Below are 19,965 nucleotides of genomic sequence, written 5' to 3' on the forward strand. Positions count from 1 at the left end.
ACCTATACCTAAAGATGTTAAAACTTCAGCAGTGTCGTAGTACGCTGTGTCAGGGTAGTTTTGCGCTGTGAGTTTTATAGCTTTTCTGTCTTTGGCTGTAAAGGCTCTAAGTGCATGTTGTACTTTTAGTCCTAATTGCCCTAAAACAGCTTCTGGAACATCAGTTGGGTTTTGAGTAACAAAATATAATCCAACACCTTTACTTCGTATGAGTTTTACAATACTTTCAATCTGATTTAAAAGTGCATCAGAGGCTTCGTTAAAAATTAAATGCGCCTCATCTATAAACATAATAAGCTCTGGTCTACCGCTATCTCCTTGCTCTGGGAAGGTAGAATATATTTCAGCCAGTAAACTCAACATAAAGGTAGAGAATAACTTAGGCTTGTCTTGTATATCTGTTAGGCGAATAATATTTATGTAACCACGACCATTCTCATCAATACGCAATAAATCTTGCGTATCAAAAGAGGTTTCTCCAAAAAATAAATCTCCACCTTGTTGTTCTATTTCTATTAGCTTTCTAAGGATTGCCCCAGTTGATGCTGTAGAAATACGACCGTAAGCGTCTTCAAATTCCTTTTTACCTTCACCAGTAGAATACTGAAGGATTTTCTTAAAATCTTTTAAATCTAATAGCGGTAATTTATGGTCATCACAATATTTAAAGATTACGGAAATAATGCCTGCTTGGGTTTCGGTAACTCCAAGAATTCTCGATATTAATACTGGGCCAAACTCACTAATAGTAGCTCTTAGTCTTACTCCATCCTGTTCAGAAAGTGTGAGTAGTTCAACAGGAAAGGATTTAGCATCAAAGGGTAAGCCAATTTTTTGGTGTCGCTCATCGATCTTTGGGTGACCAGGGCTAGGTTTAGCTAAACCACTTAAATCCCCTTTAATATCCATTAGTAAAACCGGAATTCCTTTTTCTGAAAGATTTTCAGCTAAAACTTGTAGTGTTTTTGTTTTTCCTGTACCTGTGGCGCCAGCAATTAAGCCGTGTCTATTCATGGTTTTTAAAGGTACGTTTACATAAGCGTTGGTTTTTGTTTCTCCTTCTAGCATTGCTGCTCCTAGGGTAATATAATCGCCTTTAAACGTATTGCCGTTAGCTATATCTTTAATGAATTTGTCAGAATGCGTCATGTGTATGAAATTTGCATAAAAATACTGTAATTTTAAACAAGATTAAAACAAGTTATCATGAAGTCTAATTTTTTAATGCATTGCCTTTTTATTTTACTAAGTTTTCAATCCTGTAATGATTCTAAATCTAAAATTAGCTTTCATAAATCCCACGAGCCTAATCGTGCTAATGTACCATTTAGTGATGCTGTTGAAACAGAAAACTTGTTGTTTCTAACTGGTCAAATAGGAAAGAATCATAAAACGGGAGAATTAATTTCAGGCGGAATTGAGGCAGAAACAAAACAGGTTATTGAGAATATTAAAGCGGTTTTAGCGCATCACAATTTATCTTTAGATAACGTGGTAAAGTGTACTGTGATTTTAGAAGATATTAATGATTTTAAAGCCTTCAATTCGGTTTACACAAAATATTTTACAAAGAAACCAGCTAGGACAACATTTGCAGCCTCAGCCCTAGCAGGTGGTGCACATATTGAGATTGATGTTATTGCTGCTAAGTTGTAAATGTTTTACTATCTGTAAGCCTCGTATAACACAACAATACTATCTGCAAAACTATCAACATTTAAGGTGAATCCATTAGGGTTAAAACTGTTTAAGGTAGCAGAAGTTATACCCAAGGAATTTCCATTTTGATTAGAAAATCTTAGGCCAATGCAGTGAGTGCTAGACGCATATCTAGAAATATCGTTAATGGAATTTCCAGAGCCACCGCCATAAATAACTTGTTCTAAAATTGAACCACTTGTATTTGATGCAAAACCAGCCATAGAACCAAACGCGTTTGCAATACCAGTGTTGTTGTTACCTACACCGTTGTCAGAGTTTAGGTCGTAGCTTTCTACATTTGCATAAGCTGTAAATTTAATTTGAGATGGTCTAAAAGGCAATCCAGATATTGTAAGATTACCGGAGCCATTGATAATAAATTTGCCAAGGTGTACAGTTCTTTGTAAAAAAGCACCTCCGTCCGTTCCGATATTGAGTTGATTGTTTGGGTCATTGCTTACAATAATAGAATTACTAAGTAATACCCAGTTTGGCACTGCTGCGGTACCAGAATTGTATTCAAAGCTATTGCTATCAGTATTAAATATAAGTAAGCTAACTGCTGGCGCTGCAATAGCGTCTCTTTGTGCGCTTGTAAGTCTAGGAATTAATAAACCAGAATTACTAGATTGGATATGTAATTGAGATGATGGGTCTGGATTTGTAGTACCAATGCCAACTTGGGCATTAAGGGTAGATATAGGTAATACAGTTAATAAAATTAAAGCTATTATTCTAGTCATTAATATTTGGGTTAAGTTTATAGGGATTATAAAAATAAAACATTTTGTCGTTAATTCAAAATTAGCTTATTAGAGTAATCCTTATATTTGCGATCTATGACGAGAAGAGAGAGACAACAACTAATAGATCAAGGTCATTTGCTACCTCTAATGGAGGAGTTTTATACCATCCAAGGAGAAGGCTATCATAAGGGTACCGCTGCCTATTTTGTAAGAATTGGTGGCTGCGATGTGGGCTGTCATTGGTGCGATGTAAAGGAAAGTTGGTTACCAGAATTGCACCCTGCTACTGAGACTACAAAAATTGTAGAAAATGCAGCAAAATATAGTGATATTATTGTGGTAACAGGTGGTGAGCCGCTGACATGGGAAATGGGGCCTTTAACCAAGCAATTAAAAGAAAAAGGATTGCAAATTCATATTGAAACCTCTGGTGCATATAAATTAACAGGCCAATGGGACTGGATTTGTTTGTCTCCAAAAAAAATAAAACTACCAACGGAAGAGATTTACAAGAAGGCACACGAGTTAAAATGTATTATTTATAACAACGACGATTTTAGATTTGCTGAAGAGCAGGCAGAAAAGGTAAATAACAAATGCATTTTATATTTACAGCCAGAATGGAGTAAACGCGATAAAATGATGCCGCAAATTGTAGATTATGTTATGGCAAATCCTAAATGGAAAGTGTCATTACAAACGCATAAATATCTTAATATACCTTAAAATTACGTATCTTTGTAGCTAACCCTTAGATTAATACATACAATGATTTTCCCTCATATTCAAAACTTCCGTGGCGAAGTTTGGGTAGCTGTGCGTTTTGACGATACAATTCATCAAGATGAATGTTACTACGTTTCTAATTATGGTAGATTAGTTCGGATTAAAAATGACAACCCACTTTTGTTTAATCCTTATATAATGAATGGCTACCCTTACTTTAGAGTTAAAAAAAACGAACCCAAAAATTTTAAGACCTTTTACCTTCATAAAGTCGTTGCGTCTCACTTTCTAGAACAAGGAGAAGGTATTTTTGTAATACATTTAAATTATGATAAGATGAATAATCATATCGATAATTTAAAATGGGCGACGAAGCGCGAAAAAGAATTACACCAATGGAAAAATCCAAAATTTATCGAAGCCAAGAAGAAAAATAAAAGAAGTTACGCCAAACTAAGTGAAAATAACGTGCGATTAATTAAGAAAATGATAAATGATCCTAATCGTAGAACACGTCTAAGAATTATAGCCAAGCGTTTTGGTATAACCACCATGCAATTGAGACGCATTAAAACAGGTGAGAATTGGGCAGATATTCAACCGCTTCCATAGGCAGGTTAGAACTATAAAAAAAGTCCTAATAAAATAATTAGGACTTTTAAAATTTATTCTTTTTTAGACTATAACCTAAGCTTTTGAAAATGGAATAACGAGCCTTAGTGTTCCCCAACCCATATTAAGGCTATCTTTAGTAAATGCTATTGAAAAAGCCTCAATTGAGTCTTCTGCCTTGTCAACGGAAACTTTAAATCGAGCTACATCATTTTCTTCATTATAAGAATAAGCTCCCCAAGCGTGTAAGTCGCTATTTAAAATAACAGTCCATTCTTTGTCACCAGGTATTGTAAATAGAGAATACGTTCCTGCTTTAATAGTTTCCCCTCCAAACTTAGTATCGTTATAAAAAGTAATCTCAACAGCTTCGTTAGCGCCAGTACGCCAAACTTTTCCATTAGGCGCTAAAGCCGCAATGGTTCTACCTTTTAGTTGAGGTCTACTATAAATTACTCTGGCATCAGGAGAGGCGTTTCTAGATGTTCTGTAATAATTAACATCTAAAGGACTTTTGTCTAATCCTCTAAATTTTTGGGCTTCAGCATTAAATGATAGTAGCATCATAAGGGCAAAAGCAATGGTTGTAATAAGTCGTGTCGTTTTCATAATTCTATAATTTTGTTTTTAGCAAAATTAATCTTTGTCAAAGATTAAGGATCGTAAAGAAATATTAAAGTTTACAGATTAATAGCTAAAGAAGAATTATTAGAATATAGAGTTACAATATTTATATATATTAGTATTTTAAGTTTTAAAATGAAATACATTGGTTTAATTATATGTAAAATATAAAAGATTATTCTAATATTTGCTAAACAATTATAAATTAAAAAATAGATTATGTGCGGAATTGTATGTGCCTTCGATATAAAACAGAAAACAGAGACATTAAGACCTCAGGTCTTAGAAATGGCAAAAATAATTCGTCATCGTGGACCAGATTGGAGCGGAGTTTATAGTGATGATAAGGTAATAATGGCTCATGAGCGATTAGCAATTGTAGATCCAGCCTCTGGGAAACAGCCTTTGTTAAGTGAGGATAAAACATTAATCTTAGCCGCAAATGGTGAAATCTACAATCATAGAGAATTGCGTGCTCAGTTTCCAGATTATAAGTTTCAAACAGAAAGTGATTGCGAAGTTATATTAGCACTCTACAAGGAAAAGGGAGTTGAGTTTGTAGATGATATGAACGGTATTTTTGGTTTTGCCATTTACGATGTTGAAAAGGACGAGTACTTTGTGGCAAGAGACCACATGGGTATTATTCCATTATATATGGGTTGGGATAAGTTCGGTACCTTTTATGTGGCATCAGAATTGAAATCTCTTGAAGGAGTTTGTACAAAAATCGAACTATTTCCTCCAGGGCATTATATGAGTAGTAAAGATGGTGAGTTGGTAAAATGGTACAAACGCGATTGGGAAGCCTACGAAGCGGTAAAAGAGAACGAAACAAGTATATCAGAAATTAAACAAGCATTAGAAGATGCTGTGCACAGACAGCTTATGAGTGACGTGCCCTATGGTGTGTTACTATCTGGTGGTTTAGATTCTTCGGTAACCTCTGCAATTGCAAAAAAATACTCACAACATCGCATAGAGGCAGATGATAAAGAACAGGCGTGTTGGCCACAGCTGCATAGTTTTTCTGTTGGTCTTAAAGGCTCACCAGATTTAGCTGCGGCGCAAAAAGTTGCCGATCATATTGGTACTGTGCATCATGAAATTCAATTTACAATACAAGAAGGGTTAGATGCTATTAAGGATGTTATTTACAATATTGAAACTTATGATATAACAACCATTCGTTCTTCTACACCAATGTATTTAATGGCAAGAGTTATTAAATCAATGGGTATTAAAATGGTACTCTCTGGAGAAGGAGCAGACGAGATTTTTGGTGGTTACTTATATTTTCATAAGGCACCAAATGCTCAAGAATTTCATGAAGAAACCGTTCGTAAATTAGATAAATTGCACATGTACGATTGTTTAAGAGCTAACAAAAGTTTAATGGCCTGGGGAATAGAAGGTCGTGTGCCATTCTTAGATAAAGAGTTTATGGATGTAGCTATGCGCATTAATCCTAAAGATAAAATGATTAACGGTGAGCGTATGGAAAAGTGGGTCATTCGTAAAGCCTTTGAAGATATGTTACCAGAAAGTGTAGCATGGAGGCAGAAAGAACAATTTAGCGATGGAGTAGGATATAACTGGATAGATACATTAAAAGACGTCGTAGAAAAAGAGGTTACTGATGAACAATTGGCAAACGCAAGTTTTAGATTTCCAATTAACACACCACTTAACAAAGAAGAATATTATTACCGTTCTATATTTGAGAGTCATTTTCCAAGTGATGCTGCAGCATTAAGTGTGCCTCAAGAAGCAAGTGTGGCTTGTAGTACGGCTACAGCTCTAGAGTGGGATGAAGCATTTAAAAACATGAATGAACCAAGCGGAAGAGCTATTGCTAATGTACATGATGATGCTTATTAACCTTAAGTACTAAAATTATATTATAGTAAAAGACGAATCCAAAGGGTTCGTCTTTTTTGTAGTGTACACGCATTTAATGCGCTCTAAGCAGTTTTCTAAAAATTCAATTTTTAAAATTGAAATAATAATGATTAAATCCATTTTAAGCCACTTTTTAGGCGTTTTAAGCCACTTTGATGTTTTTAACAATTGTTGATAATTATTGCTTAAACTGGCTGAAAAGCTATTTTTTAGCCTTGTAAATTTGTATCTTTGAAAGAACTCATTAAGAGGCGCGTTAAGCGTCTTTTTATGTAAAATGAACTAAAAATATCGATTAATATAAAATTATGAGCGACGATAATCAAAAGAAATATGGCGCAGATAGTATCCAGGCCCTAGAGGGTATGGAGCACGTGCGTATGCGTCCATCAATGTATATTGGCGATGTAGGCGTTAGAGGTTTACATCATTTAGTATACGAGGTGGTTGATAACTCAATTGATGAGGCATTAGCAGGACATTGCGATAATATTACGGTAACCATTAACGAAGATAATTCAATTACTACTGAAGATGACGGACGTGGTATACCAGTTGGTCTTCATAAAAAAGAAGGCGTTTCTGCCCTAGAGGTTGTAATGACCAAAATTGGTGCAGGTGGTAAGTTTGATAAAGATTCTTATAAAGTATCTGGTGGTCTGCATGGTGTAGGTGTAAGTTGTGTTAATGCACTTTCAGAGCATTTAAAAGCTACCGTATATAGAGATGGTAAGATTTGGGAGCAAGAGTATGAGCGTGGTAAAACAATGTATCCTGTAAAAACAGTTGGCGATTCTGATAAAACAGGAACCACTGTAACCTTTAAACCAGATCCGCAAATATTTCAGCAGACTTTAGAGTATAATTATGACACGCTTGCAAGTCGTATGCGTGAATTGGCTTATCTTAATAAGGGAATTACAGTTCATTTAATAGACAAGCGTCATAAAAAAGAAGACGGTTCTTTTGAGGGTGAAACCTTTCATTCAGTAAATGGATTGCCAGAATTTGTTAAATTCTTAGATGGTAACCGCGAACCTTTAATGAAAGATGTCATTTCTTTTGAAGGTGAAAAGAATGGTGTGCCAGTTGAGGTAGCTATGGTATATAATACCTCTTATGCAGAGAATTTACATTCGTATGTAAATAATATTAACACACACGAGGGAGGTACGCACCTTTCTGGTTTTCGACGTGGTTTAACTCACACACTTAAGAAGTATGCCGATGGTTCTGGCATGTTAGACAAATTAAAGTTTGATATTTCGGGTGATGATTTCCGTGAAGGATTAACAGCCATTGTTTCTGTAAAAGTTGCCGAGCCACAATTTGAGGGGCAGACAAAAACAAAACTAGGCAACAGAGAAGTTTCTGCGGCTGTAAGTCAGTCGGTATCAGAAATGCTTTCAGATTATTTAGAGGAAAATCCTGATGATGCAAAGATAATTGTACAAAAAGTAATCCTTGCGGCACAAGCACGTCATGCAGCTCAAAAAGCTCGTGAAATGGTGCAACGTAAAACTGTAATGAGCATAGGAGGCTTGCCTGGGAAGTTAAGTGACTGTTCAGAACAAGATCCTGCGAAATGTGAAGTATTCCTTGTAGAGGGTGATTCTGCAGGTGGTACTGCGAAGCAAGGAAGAGATAGAGCTTTTCAGGCGATTTTACCATTAAGAGGTAAGATTCTTAATGTAGAGAAGGCTATGCAGCATAAGGTGTTTGAGAATGAGGAGATTAAAAATATATTTACAGCGTTAGGAGTAACTATCGGTACGGAAGATGATCCTAGAGCATTAAACTTATCCAAATTAAGATATCATAAAATTGTAATTATGTGTGATGCCGATATTGACGGTTCTCACATTGCAACTTTGATTTTAACCTTTTTCTTTAGATATATGAAAGAGTTGGTAGAAAACGATCATATTTACATTGCTACACCACCTTTATATTTAGTTAAGAAAGGTGCTAAAAAACAATATGCTTGGTCAGATAATGAACGCGATGAGATTATAGCTAACTTTGGAGATGGGTCTAAGATTCAACGTTATAAAGGGCTTGGTGAGATGAATGCAGAACAGCTTTGGGATACTACGATGAATCCTGAATTTAGAACCATGCGTTTAGTGCAAATTGATAATGGAGTAGAGGCAGATCGTATTTTCTCAATGTTAATGGGAGATGAGGTGCCGCCACGTAGAGAGTTTATTGAGAAGAATGCGATTTATGCTAATATAGACGCCTAATTAAAATAATCATAAAATTGAAAAACCGCATAGAACTTCTACGCGGTTTTTTTGGTTAATAGCACATGCCTTTTTATTTCAAAAGGCTAATAAAGCTCCGGTAAACTTTTACCAAAACAGTTTTTTTAAAAGTCAAAGCCAATAGAAAATTGCCACACTCTGTTTTTTGGACTGCCTTCATCATATATAAATATAAATATCCTAATTTTAGGTAATACCTTAGGTAATAGTGATTCCTTAATTGATATAATACCTCAACTAAGATTTATATTTTCACTAAAAACATTTCACTTTAAAATCGATAAAAAGTAAATAAACTCGATAAAGCACAATTTTTACAGACGTTTTGCTATATTTGTAATGTAAAAACTTAAACTTAACCTTATGAGAAAATTAATATCATTTGTTTTAGTAAGCTCATGCTTATTAACAGTAAAGGCTCAAAATGACATTGATGTATTATTAGCTGCTGGTATTGAAGACGCACAACGTTTTGCAAACGATTACTTAGCGCCTGGTACCAATGGCTTAGTGTATAGTATGAATGCCAATTGGTTTAATTCAGCTAAAGTGAAACCTTTGGGTGGTTTTGAGATTTCTTTAATTGGTAGTGCATCTTTAATAAATGACGACCATAAAACGTTTACACTTAATACTGCAGATTATAATAATATGCAGTTTGTTTCTGGCCCTGCTATACAAGATGTGGCGTCTGTTTTGGGAGAAAATGACCCCTCAATTTTTGTTGAGGTAGAATTTGATGATCCTATTTTTGGTTCACAATCTGTTCAGTTAGAATTGCCTCAAGGAATTGGTGAGCAAAGTGCCAACTTATTACCAACAGCAACATTACAAGGTGCGGTCGGTCTTGGTAGCGGTATAGAGTTAAAAGCTCGATATGTCCCTAAATTAGAAAATGAAGATGTAAGTCTAAGTATGTATGGGGCTGGTTTACAATTAGAATTTACACAATGGTTACCAGCCGATAAATTATGGCCAGTTGCTTTATCGGGTCTTGTGGCTTATAACCATATTGACGGTTCTTACGATTTAACAGGTTCTTCGGGTATTGAAGGTGAAAATCAGCGTTTAGAAAATAACACGAATACATGGCTGTTTCAGCTTATTACGTCCACAAAATTACCAGTTTTTAACCTGTATGGTGGTCTTGGTTATATTACGGGTAACTCAGAGACTGACCTTTTAGGGAATTATAGAATTAGAAGTGGTGCCTTAACTTCGGAAACAATAACAGATCCATTTTCAGTATCGAGCGAAGTATCCTCACTAAGAGGTACAGTTGGAGCCAAGTTAAAATTAGGCTTTTTTAGATTAAATGCAGAGTACCATATTTCTGAATATGACGCGTTCTCAGTCGGTGTTAATTTCGGGTTTAGATAAAATTTAATAGTATCAGTATAATATAGTGAAGCACAAGAGTTAATCTTGTGCTTTCTTCGTTTACAGCAATTTTATTTGTAATTTTGCAATCATTTTCAAGGTTAAGTTTCACATTAAAAAATTAAAAATAAAATGAAAATAACAGTAGTTGGTGCAGGTGCAGTAGGCGCTAGTTGTGCAGAGTATATAGCCATTAAAAATTTCGCTTCAGAAGTTGTTTTACTAGATATAAAAGAAGGTTATGCAGAAGGAAAAGCTATGGATCTTATGCAAACCGCATCTCTAAATGGTTTTGATACCAAAATAACAGGAAGTACAAACGATTATTCAAAAACGGCAAATAGCGATATTTGTGTTATTACGTCTGGTATTCCTCGTAAACCAGGTATGACCAGAGAAGAATTGATTGGTATCAATGCTGGCATCGTTAAAACAGTGTCGGGTAGTTTAGTAGAACATTCACCAAATACTATTTTAATTGTTGTTAGTAATCCTATGGATACGATGACGTATTTGGCTCATAAAACCACAAGTTTACCTAAGCATAGAATTATTGGTATGGGTGGTGCCTTAGACTCTGCACGTTTTAAGTATCGTTTAGCGGAAGCTCTAGAAGCGCCAATAAGTGATGTAGACGGAATGGTAATTGGAGGGCATAGCGATAAAGGTATGGTGCCACTAACCTCTCATGCTACTAGAAATAGTATTAAAGTTTCAGAATTTTTATCCGAAGAGCGATTAAACCAAGTTGCTGCAGATACTAAAGTTGGTGGTGCTACCTTAACTAAACTTCTTGGAACGTCTGCTTGGTATGCGCCAGGTGCTGCTGTTAGTGGTTTAGTGCAAGCCATAGCATGCGATCAAAAGAAAATCTTTCCATGTTCTACATTGTTAGATGATGAATATGGTTTAAGCGATCTTTGTATTGGTGTGCCAGTAATCCTAGGAAGAAACGGTATAGAGAAAATAGTTGATGTGCCTTTAAGCGATGCTGAGAAGAAACATATGGCTGAGAGTGCCGAAGGAGTTAAAAAGACTAACGGTTTATTAGAATTATAACCGATAAGTAATTACAATAAAGAAAAGAAAAAACCTTACTGGCATGTTTGTTGGTAAGGTTATTATATATTTAATAAAACAACACATACAAAATGAAAAAATTAGTAATACTAGGCCTTAGTTTAATTATGGGCTTTACAACAATTGCTCAAGAAAAGTTTACGGAGGGCAAGATCATTATGTCTCAAACCATGTCAACAGACAATGAGCAAATGCAGGCCATGCTAAAACAAATGATGGGAGACGAACCAATGACTATAGTAACCTATCTTAAAGGCGATAAATCCCGAAGTGAGATTAGTAACCCTGCGTCTGGTGATATTATAACAATATCTAACAACGACACAAAGGAAATGTTGATGTTAATGGATAATCCTATGTTGGGCAAAAAGTATCAGTTAACATCTCTAAATATAGAAGACGAAGAAAAGTTAGAAGAGAATGTAAAGATTGTACAAGGTGATAATACCAAAACAATATTAGGGTACGAGTGTAAAGAGCAAATAGTTACGGTGAATCAAAACGGAGTTAAAATGGAAATGTCTATGTACATTACCGATAAGATTACTCCAGTTATGACGCAACAAACCTCTATGTTAGGTAACAAATTAAAGGGCTTTCCTATGTATATGATAATGAATATGAATCAACAGGGAATGGCTATGAAAATGACCTTTGAAGTTATTGAATTAACAAAGGAGAGTGTTGCCAATTCTAAGTTTAATATGACACCACCAGAGGGCTATACTAAGCTTCAAGCCAATTAATAATCGACATAGAAAAAATTACATTTAAAGACTGCATTTATGCAGTCTTTATTTTTTTTATATTTGCCCAATGCTAAAAAAGCGTAACATATTAGGCTTATTATTTGTAATAGCGGTTTTGGTTAAATTAACTGATGCTTCGTCAGTTGCTAATCAACAAATTATTGTTGAATTTTCTAGCCAAAATATATTAGATGCCAAGGCAGAGCATACTTTAGACTTTATCCAAGAAGAGCTGCAACGCATAGGTGCATCAGATATAGAAATTTTTCAGAACAATAAAGGGCAATTTAAGATTACCTACCATAGCGACCTTTATATTTCACAAATTCAACATTTATTATCTAAAGACCGAACACTTAAATTTTCAAAAAATTCAGATAACGATACAGAGAGAGAGCTTCCAATAGAGAAGCATGTAAAGGATTACAAGCTTAATATCTCCGAAATACAAAAACCTAGTCACCAAAATTGGGATTTTGATGGGTTGCAAATAGCAGAATTCAACCAAAAGGTAGAACGATTTAATAACGTAAATTACAATTTCTTAGGTTTTCTGTCGGATTCAGATGAGGTATTTTTAGCACTTTCTAAAGTAATTTCGGTACAAAAAACCGCAACTAAAAAACCTAAAATACATTCTTATAACATACCAGAAGTACGCGCTGGGCCACGTTATTTTGGGACTATCTAATACTACACAATTCCCATATCACACAGTTTGTGATCAATCAAAAACTGAAACCTCTTTTAAAATTAAAATAACAATTTGATTTTGACCTAATAGAATATATTTGTGCGTCAAAATCTTAAATAAATTAAATTGAAATGCAAAACAAAGGAATAATTAAAGTATTTGCACTTCTGTTTGGATTGGTAAGTATTTACCAACTGTCTTTTACCTTTAAGGCTAACCAAATTGAAGATGATGCAAAAGCGGCAGCAATTGCCAAATATGATGAGTCTACCGACAACTATCAAGATTTAAGAAGTCAGGCAGAAATTAATTACTTAGACTCACTAAAAACCTCTAAAGTACAAGAAGGTGAAACCTTTAAACCTATTGAGGTTTATAATCTTGGAGTTTCGCAATACACGTATACCGAAGTAGAAAATAATGCCATGAAATTAGGTTTAGACCTTAAAGGTGGTATTAATGCAATTATACAAATATCGGTTAAGGATATATTAAAAGGACTTGCTAACAACAGTAAAGATCCTGTTTTTAATAAAGCCTTAGATGATGCAGAAGAGTTGCAAAAGGATGCACAAGAGTCCTATTTAGAGTCGTTTTTTAGAGCATTTGATGCTATAAAAGGTGATACTAAATTAGCCTCTCCAGATATTTTTGCCAATCGTGATTTAAGCGACGATGTAACATTTAATATGACTGATGATGAAGTAAAGGTCGTATTAGAACGTAAAATAGATGAGTCTATCGTTTCTGCCTTTGAGGTATTACGTAACCGTATTGATGGTTTTGGTGTATCGTCTCCAAACATACAGCGTTTAGGAAACTCTGGACGTATTTTAATAGAATTACCTGGTGCAAAAGATAAAAAGCGTGTTGTAGATATTATTACTAAAACAGCACAATTACAATTTTGGGAAACGTATAAAGCACAAGAAATGTTTCCTTACATCTTACAAGTTAACCAACAAATGGTAGAAGCAGCTAAAGCAGAAGAGTCTACTAGCGAAGAAGAAGGCGAACAATCTGCTGATGCTGAGCAAGATGCTACAAATACTATTGATGAGCTTACGGGTCAAATTGAATCAGACTCTACTAATGTTGCAAATGTTAATCCTATTGGTCTTCAAGGTCCAGGTAATGGAGCTGTTGTTGGTGTTTTCTTAGCAAAGGATAAGAAAAAAGTATTAGAAATACTTAATGCGCCAAAGAATAGAGCAAATTTACCAGCAGAAATGCGTTATGCTAAATTTGTTTGGGGCATACAAGATAAAGATTCTGAATATGCTCAGTTATATGCAATTAAAGTTGGGAGAGATGGAGAGCCACCATTAAGTGGAGCAGTTATAACCGATGCAAGGCAAGACTATGATCAAATTAGTAGACCAGCCGTTAGTATGCAAATGAATGCTAAAGGTGCTAAGGTTTGGGAGGAGTTAACTAAAAAAGCAAATGAGGAAGATGGTAATATTGCTATTGTACTAGATGAATTAGTATATTCTGCACCAGGTGTTACACAAGCGGGTGGAATCTCTGGTGGTAACTCACAAATTTCAGGAGCATTTACACTTAACGAAGCGGTAGATTTAGCTAATGTATTAAGAGCTGGTAAGTTACCTGCATCTGCTGAGATTATCCAAGCCGATGAGGTAGGGCCATCTTTAGGACAGGAAGCTATAGATAGCGGAATGAAGTCCTTTCTTATTGCTTTAGCTTTTGTGTTATTATGGATGATTTTTTATTATGGTAAAGCGGGTATTTTTGCAGATATTGCATTGCTACTAAATATCTTATTAATCTTTGGTGTATTAGCGAGTTTAGGTGCTGTATTAACCTTACCTGGTATTGCAGGTATTGTTTTAACTATTGGTATATCTGTAGATGCTAACGTACTTATTTTTGAGCGTATCAGGGAGGAGTTAGCCAAAGGTAAATCTCAAAAAGAATCTATTAAAGATGGTTTCTCTAATGCCTTGTCATCTATTTTGGATGCGAACATAACCACAGGTTTAACGGCATTGATTTTATTTGTATTTGGTACAGGTCCTATTAAAGGTTTCGCAACCACATTAATCATTGGTATTTTAACCTCTCTATTTACAGCAATATTTATAACACGTTTATTAATAGACTGGTGGGTCAATAGAGGTGGATCTTTAGATTTTTCAACAGCAATGACTAAAGGCTTGTTTAAGAATGTTAATATTAATTTCTTAAAGAAACGTAAGATTGCTTATGTGATTTCAGGTGGTTTAATACTAGCAAGTTTAGGGTCTTTATTATCAACAGGATTAGACCAAGGTATAGATTTTGTTGGAGGTAGAACCTACCAAGTACGTTTTGAGCAGCCCGTAAGTACAGAAGAAATTACAAACATACTTAATGATGAAGCTGTATTTGGAAGTGCAGAGGTAAAGACTATTGGTGCTGCTAATCAATTAAAAATTTCCACTAAATATAGGGTAGAGGATAACTCTGTAGAGGCCGATGAGGAGATACAGTCTAAATTATTTGAAGCTTTAAAACCATATTTACCTAGTGGTATGTTTTACGCACAATTCCAAGATGGTTCTGGTGAGGCTAAAATTGGTAAAATGTTATCTAGTAAAGTAAGTCCAACTATTGCAGATGATATTAAAAAATCATCATTTTGGGCAGTATTGGGCTCTTTAGTCGTTGTATTCCTTTATATTTTATTTAGATTTAAGAGATGGCAATTCTCTCTAGGTGCAGTTGCTGCCGTTTTCCATGATGTATTAATTGTATTAGGTATTTTCTCTATAACGTGGAAGTTTATGCCGTTTAGTATGGAGATTGACCAAGCGTTTATTGCGGCAATCCTAACGGTTATTGGTTACTCGCTGAATGATACCGTTGTTGTGTTCGATAGAATTAGAGAATTTTTGAATGAGCATACCTCTTGGGAATTTGGTAAAACCATAAACGCCTCCTTAAATAGTACATTGAGTAGAACATTAAATACGTCTGTAACCACATTAGTAGTGTTATTAGCCATGTTTATTTTTGGAGCAGAATCGTTAAGAGGGTTATTATTTGCATTAATCGTTGGTGTTGTTGTGGGTACATATTCTTCTATGTTTATTGCCACACCTTTAATGTATGATACTGCTAAAAAAGGTGATGCGGCAGAAGCTTTAAAAACAAAAGTTAAAGAAGAAGACGAAGAATAAAATCGTTTTCTGATTGAAAAATAGAAAAGCCTTTCTGAAAAGAAAGGCTTTTTTTATCCAATCCATGAATTTATAAGAGCAATAAAATAGGAATTATAGTAGCTATAAAAGAAATAATTAATCCTAAAATAAATGCGTAAGTAATAACTTTATTAATAAACTTATAGTTGATGTTTCGTGTAATTAATTGAAAAATACAGCCAGTTGTGTAAAGTACATTAGCTCCAATAAAATAAAGTAGAATCGATAGGTAGAAACCAATGACAAAGCCTGAACCAGCTATAATCTTAAAGTAGCCGTCATTTGATATAAATGATAGTAGAAAAATAGAGAATAAAAGAAATAGGAAGAGAAAAACATTATAGGGTATTCGTCTTAGTTCCCACCAAAGAATAATTTTATACCATTTTTTCTCAGACAGATTAACTTTGAAAAGACGACTAATTAGATGCATTACTTTATAACTTCAAATACTATCTTATCACCAACTTCAAGTTCCCATTCATCAGAAAGTCCTTCGTTTATTTCTAACACATATTTTGCAGGTGCTTCGGACGGAAGTGAGGTCTCATCAAAAGGTTTCGTGTTTTTTTGAAAGCTAACAATGCTTTTTTCAGAATCAATATAAATAATATCTAAAGGAATTCTAGTATTCTTCATGTAGAAATTCTGGTATTTTTCTTCTTTTAAAACAAATAGCATTGCTTGATGAGTTGCAAGCTCTGTTCTGTACATTAAGCCAGTTTCGGTTTCATAATCGTTATCTGCAATTTCAATATCCAACGTTATAATTATAGAGTCAGACTCTGCTTTTTTTAGTTGAAGGGTGCCTTCCTTTTTAAAACTAACCACAACTTTATCTTTAGACTTTGTTGGTTTTTCGTCTTTACAACGAGTTAATACAACAGCCGTAAAACAAAAGAAAACAAACTTTAGAAAAGCCTTAAAAGACATTAGTGTAGTGCAGTTTTAGGTTTATATATAAACATAAAATATAGCCCTATTAAAATGAGGGGAACACTTAGTACCTGGCCAGTATTCATAAACCAAACATAATCATCTCGTCCATCTACTTGGGCTTCTTTTATGAACTCAACAAAGAATCTAACAGTCCAGAGAAGCACTAAGAACAATCCAAAAAGAAAGCCTTGTTGCTCAGATTTTTTAGTTTTCCAATAAAAATAGAGTAAAATTAAGAATACAAAAATATAACAAAATGCCTCGTAAAGTTGTGCAGGATGCCTTGCAAAAGATTCGCTATTTTGTTTAAATACAACACCGAAAGCACTTTCGGTTTTTTTACCAACAATCTCAGAATTGATAAAGTTTCCTATTCTTACAAATACGGCACCTAATGCCACAGGTACTACAACACGGTCTAAAATCCAAAGTATAGTTTTCTTTAAAATTTTTTTGTTGTAGAGGTACATGGATATAATCATACCAATAGCAGCACCATGACTTGCTAAACCTTGAAAACCTGTAAACTGAATACCTCCTTTAAATTTAAAAGGTAGAAAAATGCTAAAGAAATCGTCTGTAATTAATTCTGATTGGTAAAATATGACATGACCCAATCTGGCGCCTAACATAATCCCTAATACTGAATAAATGAATAAAGAGTCTAAGGATTCTGCGGATTCTCCTTCATTCTTCCAAATACGTTTAGTGACTTGAAAACCTAGAATAAAGGCTACGATCCACATAACGCTATAAAAATGAAGTTCAAAAAAACCTAAATCAATAGATTTAATAGGATCCCAAGTTAGTTTTAATACATGCATAGTTGTTCGCTTTGAAGCGTAAATATAATATTTTGAAAAGGATTGAAAACGAGATTAACGTATTATTAATCCTCTTTTGGTGGTACTGGGTCGTAACCTCTTCCTCCAAAAGGATGACAATTAAATATACGCTTTAGCGCTAAACGTCCACCTTTAAAAATACCATGAACTTCTAGAGCTTCTTTAGCATAATGCGAACATGTGGGTTGATAACGACATGTGGCTGGTGTTATGGGTGAAATAAAGTTTTGATAGACTCTGATGAGGAATAGAAAAGGTGCTATGAGAATCTTTTTCATAATCTTGATTAAGTCTTTTCTCTAGAAAGGATTTAGAATAGACGTCTAATTAATACTAAACGTAGTACCTTCTCTACTATCATTTAACTGAATACCAACTTCTGCTAACTCATCTCTAATTTTATCAGAAAGCGCAAAATCTTTATTGATACGTGCTTCTTTTCTTAGCTTAATTAAAATTTCAACAGCTCCAGATAATTTTTCGGTATTAGAATCAGTTTCCAAAGTATTAGTTAAGCCTAATACGCTATATGTAAAATTATGAATAGTGTCTTTAAGTAAATCTAAGTCTTCAGTGGTTACAGTAGCACTGCCATCTTTTACCTGATTAATATATTTTGCTGCATCAAATAAATGTGCTATTAAGATAGGAGTATTAAAGTCGTCATTCATAGCGTCATAACATTTCTGTTGCCATTCAGCAACATTAAATGTAGAGGCGGTACTTAATTTTAAATGACCTATTAAGCCAATAGCATCCATTAATCGGTTAAACCCTTTTTCGGCGGCTTTTAGACCTGCATCGGTTAAATCTAGCACACTTTTATAAGAAGCTTGCATCATAAAAAAGCGGATAACCATTGGGCTATAGGCTTTAGACATTTTATCATTATCACCAGATAATAATTCAGCCGGATTTATATAATTGCCCGTTGATTTACTCATACGAGCACCGTTTAACTCTAACATGTTGGCGTGCATCCAATATTTTACGGGTGCTTTGCCTTTGGCTGCTTGGTTTTGAGCAATCTCACATTCGTGATGAGGGAATTTTAAATCCATTCCGCCACCGTGTATGTCAAAAAAATCACCGAGATATTTGGTGCTCATTGCTGTACATTCCAAATGCCAACCTGGGAAACCATCGCTCCAAGGTGACGGCCAGCGCATAATATGCGTTGGTTCTGCTTTTTTCCAAAGTGCAAAATCTTGTGGATTCTTTTTATCGCTTTGTCCGTCTAAAGCTCTAGTGTTATGTATTAAGTCTTCTAGCTTGCGCTTGCTTAAGATACCGTATTCGTTAGTGGTGTTGTATTTATGAACATCAAAATACACTGAGCCGTTAACCACGTATGCAAACCCATTGTCAATAATACTTTGAATTAATTCAATTTGCTCTATAATATGACCAGTAGCTGTAGGCTCTATGCTAGGTGGTAAAAAATTAAAAATTTTAAGAACATTATGAAAATCTACAGTGTAGCGCTGAACGATTTCCATAGGTTCAATTTCTTCTAATCTTGCCTTTTTTGTAATCTTATCTTCGCCAACATCACTATCATTTTCTAAATGGCCAGCGTCAGTAATATTACGCACATAACGTACTTTATAGCCTAGGTGTAAAAAGTATCTAAAAATCATGTCAAAAGACATAAAGGTTCTTAGATTACCTAAGTGCACATTACTATACACGGTTGGGCCACAAACATACATACCAATGTGTCCTTCGGTGATGGGTTTAAATACCTCTTTTTTGCCAGAAAGTGTATTGTGTATTTTTATCTGCTGAGTGTTGTGTAAAGGCATACGTTTATGTTCTGTATGAGTAAAAACAAAACTAAAGAACTAGTTTAGATAAAGCAAGCTAAAATTGTGTGTCTAATTTAATATAATCTAAAAATTCTCGACGAGTTTCTTTTTCTTTAAATTTTCCACCAAATTCTGAAGTAACGGTACTACTTTCTATATCTCTTATACCTCTAGAATTAACACAAAGATGCTTAGCATCTATGACGCAAGCTACATCATTTGTATTTAAGACGTTTTGGAGCTCTTGTACAATTTGAATAGTGAGTCGTTCTTGTACTTGAGGACGCTTAGCAAAGTAATCTACGATACGATTCATTTTAGATAAACCAACTACGGTACCATTAGAGATGTAAGCCACATGGGCTCTGCCAACTATTGGTAGTAAGTGATGTTCGCAAGTGGAGTAAACCGTAATGTTTTTTTCCACAAGCATTTCACCGTATTTATATTTGTTTTTAAACGTAGAAGCATTTGGTTTTTTATCAGGATTTAAGCCCCCAAAAATCTCGTTAACAAACATTTTTGCAACGCGGTTAGGTGTGCCACTTAAGCTATCGTCATTAAGGTCTAGTCCTAGGGTTTCTAAAATATGCATTACATCGTTTCTAATACTATCAATTTTTTCGGTATTAGATAATTTAAAGGCATCTGGTCGAAGGGGTGTATCGCTACAAGAACCTATATGA

18 protein-coding genes are annotated in these 19,965 nt (G+C 34.6%); 10 read left to right on the forward strand and 8 right to left on the reverse strand.

Features of this window, described 5'->3' with window-relative positions; translation table 11 throughout:
• Positions 1-1,149 (reverse strand): helicase HerA-like domain-containing protein (locus tag Q0800_RS04485; RefSeq protein ID WP_299127974.1); only part of this gene is annotated, 1,149 nt, incomplete at its 3' end.
• Positions 1,150-1,206: 57 nt separating this feature from the next.
• Here Q0800_RS04485 and Q0800_RS04490 point away from each other — a divergent pair.
• The gene (locus Q0800_RS04490) at positions 1,207-1,656 is read left to right on the forward strand and encodes a Rid family detoxifying hydrolase (protein WP_299127976.1); all 450 of its coding nucleotides are present in this window, start codon (positions 1,207-1,209) and stop codon (positions 1,654-1,656) included.
• Positions 1,657-1,664: 8 nt separating this feature from the next.
• Here the strand turns inward: Q0800_RS04490 and Q0800_RS04495 are convergent, their stop codons facing one another.
• Positions 1,665-2,444 (reverse strand): hypothetical protein, encoded by a 780-nt coding sequence (locus Q0800_RS04495; protein WP_299127978.1) that lies wholly within the window; start codon positions 2,442-2,444, stop codon positions 1,665-1,667.
• A 96-nt stretch (positions 2,445-2,540) separates the two neighbouring features.
• On the opposite strand from Q0800_RS04495, the gene Q0800_RS04500 reads away from it, so the two are divergent.
• A complete protein-coding gene (locus Q0800_RS04500) occupies positions 2,541-3,173 on the forward strand; it encodes a 7-carboxy-7-deazaguanine synthase QueE (protein ID WP_299127979.1) in 633 nt (210 codons plus the stop codon).
• 42 nt (positions 3,174-3,215) lie between these two features.
• Positions 3,216-3,785 (forward strand): HNH endonuclease, encoded by a 570-nt coding sequence (locus Q0800_RS04505; RefSeq protein WP_299127981.1) that lies wholly within the window; start codon positions 3,216-3,218, stop codon positions 3,783-3,785.
• A 75-nt stretch (positions 3,786-3,860) separates the two neighbouring features.
• Here Q0800_RS04505 and Q0800_RS04510 read toward each other — a convergent pair whose 3' ends face one another.
• Positions 3,861-4,394, reverse strand: a complete 534-nt coding sequence (locus Q0800_RS04510; RefSeq protein WP_299127983.1) for a DUF2911 domain-containing protein — start codon at positions 4,392-4,394, stop codon at positions 3,861-3,863.
• A 234-nt stretch (positions 4,395-4,628) separates the two neighbouring features.
• Between Q0800_RS04510 and asnB the strand changes: the two genes are divergently transcribed.
• From asnB to secDF, 7 genes are all read left to right on the forward strand, one after another.
• On the forward strand, positions 4,629-6,290 hold the full coding sequence (gene asnB / locus Q0800_RS04515; protein WP_299127984.1) for an asparagine synthase B: 1,662 nt from the start codon (positions 4,629-4,631) through the stop codon (positions 6,288-6,290).
• Between the two features lie 329 nt (positions 6,291-6,619).
• Positions 6,620-8,557, forward strand: coding sequence for a DNA topoisomerase (ATP-hydrolyzing) subunit B (gyrB, locus tag Q0800_RS04520; RefSeq protein ID WP_299127985.1), 1,938 nt, complete (start codon positions 6,620-6,622; stop codon positions 8,555-8,557).
• A 384-nt stretch (positions 8,558-8,941) separates the two neighbouring features.
• Entirely contained in the window at positions 8,942-9,958 is a 1,017-nt protein-coding gene (locus Q0800_RS04525; protein WP_299127986.1) for a DUF6588 family protein, read from the forward strand.
• Positions 9,959-10,090: 132 nt separating this feature from the next.
• Positions 10,091-11,017: a malate dehydrogenase gene (locus tag Q0800_RS04530; protein WP_299127988.1), complete on the forward strand. Its 927-nt coding sequence runs from the start codon at positions 10,091-10,093 to the stop codon at positions 11,015-11,017.
• A 92-nt stretch (positions 11,018-11,109) separates the two neighbouring features.
• Positions 11,110-11,784, forward strand: a complete 675-nt coding sequence (locus Q0800_RS04535; protein ID WP_299127989.1) for a DUF4412 domain-containing protein — start codon at positions 11,110-11,112, stop codon at positions 11,782-11,784.
• 70 nt (positions 11,785-11,854) lie between these two features.
• Positions 11,855-12,478, forward strand: coding sequence for a hypothetical protein (locus tag Q0800_RS04540; protein WP_299127990.1), 624 nt, complete (start codon positions 11,855-11,857; stop codon positions 12,476-12,478).
• A gap of 134 nt (positions 12,479-12,612) precedes the next feature.
• Positions 12,613-15,666, forward strand: coding sequence for a protein translocase subunit SecDF (gene secDF / locus Q0800_RS04545; RefSeq protein WP_299127991.1), 3,054 nt, complete (start codon positions 12,613-12,615; stop codon positions 15,664-15,666).
• A 453-nt stretch (positions 15,667-16,119) separates the two neighbouring features.
• Here the strand turns inward: secDF and Q0800_RS04550 are convergent, their stop codons facing one another.
• The 5 genes from Q0800_RS04550 to folE all read right to left on the reverse strand — a co-directional run.
• Positions 16,120-16,620: a DUF192 domain-containing protein gene (locus tag Q0800_RS04550; RefSeq protein ID WP_299127992.1), complete on the reverse strand. Its 501-nt coding sequence runs from the start codon at positions 16,618-16,620 to the stop codon at positions 16,120-16,122.
• Positions 16,620-17,450, reverse strand: coding sequence for a prolipoprotein diacylglyceryl transferase (lgt, locus tag Q0800_RS04555; protein ID WP_299127993.1), 831 nt, complete (start codon positions 17,448-17,450; stop codon positions 16,620-16,622). Before lgt ends, Q0800_RS04550 begins: the two co-directional genes overlap by 1 nt.
• Before the next feature lie 65 nt (positions 17,451-17,515).
• Positions 17,516-17,749: a membrane protein insertion efficiency factor YidD gene (yidD, locus tag Q0800_RS04560; RefSeq protein WP_299127994.1), complete on the reverse strand. Its 234-nt coding sequence runs from the start codon at positions 17,747-17,749 to the stop codon at positions 17,516-17,518.
• Positions 17,750-17,794: 45 nt separating this feature from the next.
• Positions 17,795-19,276, reverse strand: a complete 1,482-nt coding sequence (gene cysS / locus Q0800_RS04565) for a cysteine--tRNA ligase (protein ID WP_299127996.1) — start codon at positions 19,274-19,276, stop codon at positions 17,795-17,797.
• Between the two features lie 58 nt (positions 19,277-19,334).
• Positions 19,335-19,965: GTP cyclohydrolase I FolE (gene folE, locus Q0800_RS04570; protein WP_299127998.1), on the reverse strand; the 631-nt coding region annotated here is incomplete at its 5' end.

The organism is uncultured Winogradskyella sp., assembly GCF_937958655.1.
In the GTDB taxonomy this organism is placed as follows: domain Bacteria; phylum Bacteroidota; class Bacteroidia; order Flavobacteriales; family Flavobacteriaceae; genus Winogradskyella.